Genomic DNA, 3,079 nt, shown 5'->3' on the forward strand with positions numbered 1-3,079 from the left:
GGTTATCCGGGTGCCGTCCCGGGCCAAACACCGGGTCTGCCCGGCACGCTGCCCGGCGGGCTCCCGGGCCAAACCCCCGGCCTGCCTAGCGGCCTCCCGGGCCAAACCCCCGGCCTGCCTAGCGGGCTGCCGGGCCAAACCCCCGGTTTACCCGGCGGCATCCCTGGACAGACTCCTGGCTACCCCGGCGGTCTCCCTGGACAGACTCCTGGCTACCCCGGTGGTCTCCCGGGACAGGCTCCTGGCTACCCGGGTGCCCTGCCGGGCCAGACGCCGGCACTGCCGGGCGTCGCCGGGCAGACAGCAGGGATGCCGGGACAGCCGGCCGCTGTGATGCCGGTCGGCACCGGGTCGATTGCGTAGCCCCAGGGCTAACCACCACCCGACACATGGGAGACTGACCTGCAGGGACACCTGCGAGGAGGACAGTTATGGCCAAGCGTGGCCGCAAGAAGAAGGACCGAAAGTACAGCAAGGCCAACCACGGTAAGCGCCCCAACTCCTAGACGGGGCGGCACAGGGATCACCCGCTTGCGGGGGCGTTGGGGGACGCCCCCGCTCCCCTGTGCTTAGGGCGTTATCGACGGATGATTGTGGTGCGGCTGATCTCGATCCGTAGCCGCTCACGAAGGCCTTCCGGCGCTTTTTCGCCGCGGCACTTGGTCGCGATCAACGCCTTGATTCGCTCCTCGAGGCCATGTAAGTGCTCACACGGCGGGCATTCCTCCAGATGCTTGCGGAGCTTCTCTCGGACCTCGGGGTTGCATTCACCGTCGATGAACTCCCACACCATCGCGACAAGTTCGGCGCACTCGGCCTTCATGCGGGGGTCAGCGCCTGACGGAGGGTCACCGGGCAAAAATCCGGTCACGACGACACCTCCTCGGTTGCCTGACCACCGCGGATGAACCCCCGGTCCTTGGCTACATCGGTCAGCAACGCGCGCAGTTGGCGTCGGCCGCGATGCAGGCGCGACATCACCGTTCCGATCGGTGTATCCATGATCTCGGCGATCTCCTTGTACGGGAAACCCTCCACGTCTGCGTAGTACACCGCCATCCGGAACTCTTCGGGTAATGCCTGCAGCGCCGCCTTGATTTCGGTGTCCGGCAACGATTCGAGCGCCTCGACCTCCGCAGAGCGCAAGCCGGTCGAGGAGTGCTCGGCTGTCGCCGCCAACTGCCAGTCGGTGATCTCGTCGGTCGGATACTGCGCCGGCTGCCGCTGCTTCTTGCGGTAGCTGTTGATGTAGGTGTTGGTCAGGATGCGGTAGAGCCACGCCTTGAGATTTGTGCCCTCCTTGAAGGAGCGAAATCCCGCGTAGGCCTTGACCATGGTTTCTTGGAGTAAGTCCTCGGCATCGGCCGGGTTACGGGTCATCCGCAACGCACCGCCGTACAGCTGGTCCAATAGCGGAATCGCGTCGCGCTCGAAGCGCGCGGTCAGCTCCGCGTCGGTCTCGTTCGAGCGGCTGCGCCCACGGGCATCCGAGGATTCGTCTAAGGCCGCTGAAGCCTTTGCCGCCTCCGGCTCGGTCGCGCCATCGATGTCGGCCATATTGACTAACGCAGTCCCTTCTGTCGCGATGCCTGTGAACAGGTCCAATAGCACCGGACCCGTCTGGCACCCAGCCAACCGCTCGTTGCCGATAAGGCTCGTCGCCGTTGACACCCGACTCCCCCTCTCTCCAATCTAAAGGCTGCGACCGACAGTGTCTGTTCCGCACCACTGGAACAGCAACAATCGCTGCGCTATTTCCGGTTCACTTCTGCTGCCGTCAGCGACCCAATCCGGGCCGCCGATTCGAGTCGGTTGTGAGCAGCGTTACTGTGACGCTCATGTCGCTGAAAGCCAAGACCATGTTCATCTCGGGTGCCAGCCGCGGAATCGGCCTGGCCATCGCAAAGCGGGCCGCTCAGGACGGCGCCAACATCGCCTTGATCGCCAAGACCGCCGAACCGCACCCCAAGCTGCCGGGCACGGTATTCACCGCCGCGAAGGAGCTCGAAGAGGCCGGCGGCCAGGCGCTGCCGATCGTCGGGGACGTCCGCGACCCGGATTCGGTCGAGGCCGCGGTCGCTAAGACCGTCGAGCAGTTCGGCGGCATCGACATCTGCGTGAACAACGCGTCGGCAATCAACCTGGGGTCGATCACCGAGGTGCCGATGAAGCGGTTCGATCTGATGAACGGAATTCAGGTACGCGGCACGTATGCGGTGTCGCAGGCATGCATCCCGCATCTGAAGGGCCGGGAGAACCCGCACATCCTGACGTTGTCGCCGCCGGTGCTGCTTGGAAAAGAGTGGCTGAAGCCGACCGCCTACATGATGGCCAAGTTCGGTATGACGCTGTGCGCGCTCGGCATGGCCGAGGAGCTGCGCGACGAGGGCATCGCGTCGAACACGCTGTGGCCGCGCACGCTGGTGGCCACCGCCGCAGTCCAGAACTTGCTCGGTGGTGAGGAGGCGATGGCCCGCGCGCGCAAGCCCGAGGTGTACTCCGACGCGGCCTACGTCATCCTCAACAAGCCCTCTCGTGAGTACACCGGCAACACGCTGCTGTGCGAAGACGTGTTGGTGGAATCCGGTGTCGCCGACTTGTCGGTGTATGACTGCGTCCCGGGCGGAAAACTCGGCGTCGACTTCTGGGTGGATGGCGTCAACCCGCCGGGGTACAAGCAGGCCTAGCCTGTGGCGGCCGCTGCTACACCGGCCGTCGCGGCCTTGATCGCTGCCGGTGTGCCGCATGAGGTCGTCAAGTACGGTCACGATCCCCGCCAACATTCGTTCGGTGCCGAAGCAGTCCACGCGCTGACTGCGGCCGGCGGTATTGCGGCAGAGCAGATCTATAAGACGTTGATCATCGCCGTGCCCGACGGGCTCGCCGTCGCGATAGTGCCGGCGTCGTCGGAGTTGTCACTGAAGGCTGCTGCCGCCGCGCTGGGGGTGTCCAAAGCCAGCATGGCCGAACCCGCTGCCGCGCAACGGGTTACGGGTTATGTGGTCGGCGCGGTTTCGCCGTTTGGGCAGCGCGCGTCGCTCCCGACCGTCGTCGACTCCGGCGCGCTGGTGTGGGATCG

5 protein-coding genes and 1 pseudogene are annotated in these 3,079 nt (G+C 65.4%); 4 read left to right on the plus strand and 2 right to left on the minus strand.

The features are described from left to right. Together WB785_RS20800 and WB785_RS20805 are read left to right on the plus strand one after the other, a co-directional pair. Positions 1–363: pseudogene (locus WB785_RS20800) on the plus strand (hypothetical protein); the annotation flags it as partial. 68 nt (positions 364–431) lie between these two features. Next, entirely contained in the window at positions 432–506 is a 75-nt protein-coding gene (locus tag WB785_RS20805) for a 50S ribosomal protein bL37 (protein WP_139825066.1), read from the plus strand. Positions 507–577: 71 nt separating this feature from the next. Here the strand turns inward: WB785_RS20805 and rsrA are convergent, their stop codons facing one another. Together rsrA and WB785_RS20815 are read right to left on the minus strand one after the other, a co-directional pair. Next, positions 578–823 carry a mycothiol system anti-sigma-R factor gene (gene rsrA, locus WB785_RS20810; protein ID WP_424081383.1) on the minus strand — a complete coding sequence of 82 codons (246 nt, stop codon included), beginning with the start codon at positions 821–823 and terminating at the stop codon, positions 578–580. 44 nt (positions 824–867) lie between these two features. Beyond that, positions 868–1,557, minus strand: coding sequence for a sigma-70 family RNA polymerase sigma factor (locus WB785_RS20815; RefSeq protein WP_424081385.1), 690 nt, complete (start codon positions 1,555–1,557; stop codon positions 868–870). A gap of 281 nt (positions 1,558–1,838) precedes the next feature. Between WB785_RS20815 and WB785_RS20820 the strand changes: the two genes are divergently transcribed. Further along, a complete protein-coding gene (locus WB785_RS20820; RefSeq protein WP_424081379.1) occupies positions 1,839–2,687 on the plus strand; it encodes an SDR family oxidoreductase in 849 nt (282 codons plus the stop codon). Positions 2,688–2,690: 3 nt separating this feature from the next. Then, on the plus strand, positions 2,691–3,079 hold a 389-nt coding region (locus WB785_RS20825; RefSeq protein WP_424081380.1), incomplete at its 3' end, for a YbaK/EbsC family protein.

This window comes from Mycobacterium sp. (assembly GCF_049585075.1).
Classification (GTDB): Bacteria; Actinomycetota; Actinomycetes; order Mycobacteriales; family Mycobacteriaceae; genus Mycobacterium.

Excerpts from the sequence above, each read along its gene's own strand:
- WB785_RS20820 (WP_424081379.1), top strand. The coding sequence starts at position 1,839 with ATGTCGCTGAAAGCCAAGACCATGTTCATCTCGGGTGCCAGCCGCGGA.
- WB785_RS20815 (WP_424081385.1), bottom strand. The coding sequence starts at position 1,557 with ATGGCCGACATCGATGGCGCGACCGAGCCGGAGGCGGCAAAGGCTTCA.
- rsrA (WP_424081383.1), bottom strand. The coding sequence starts at position 823 with ATGAAGGCCGAGTGCGCCGAACTTGTCGCGATGGTGTGGGAGTTCATC.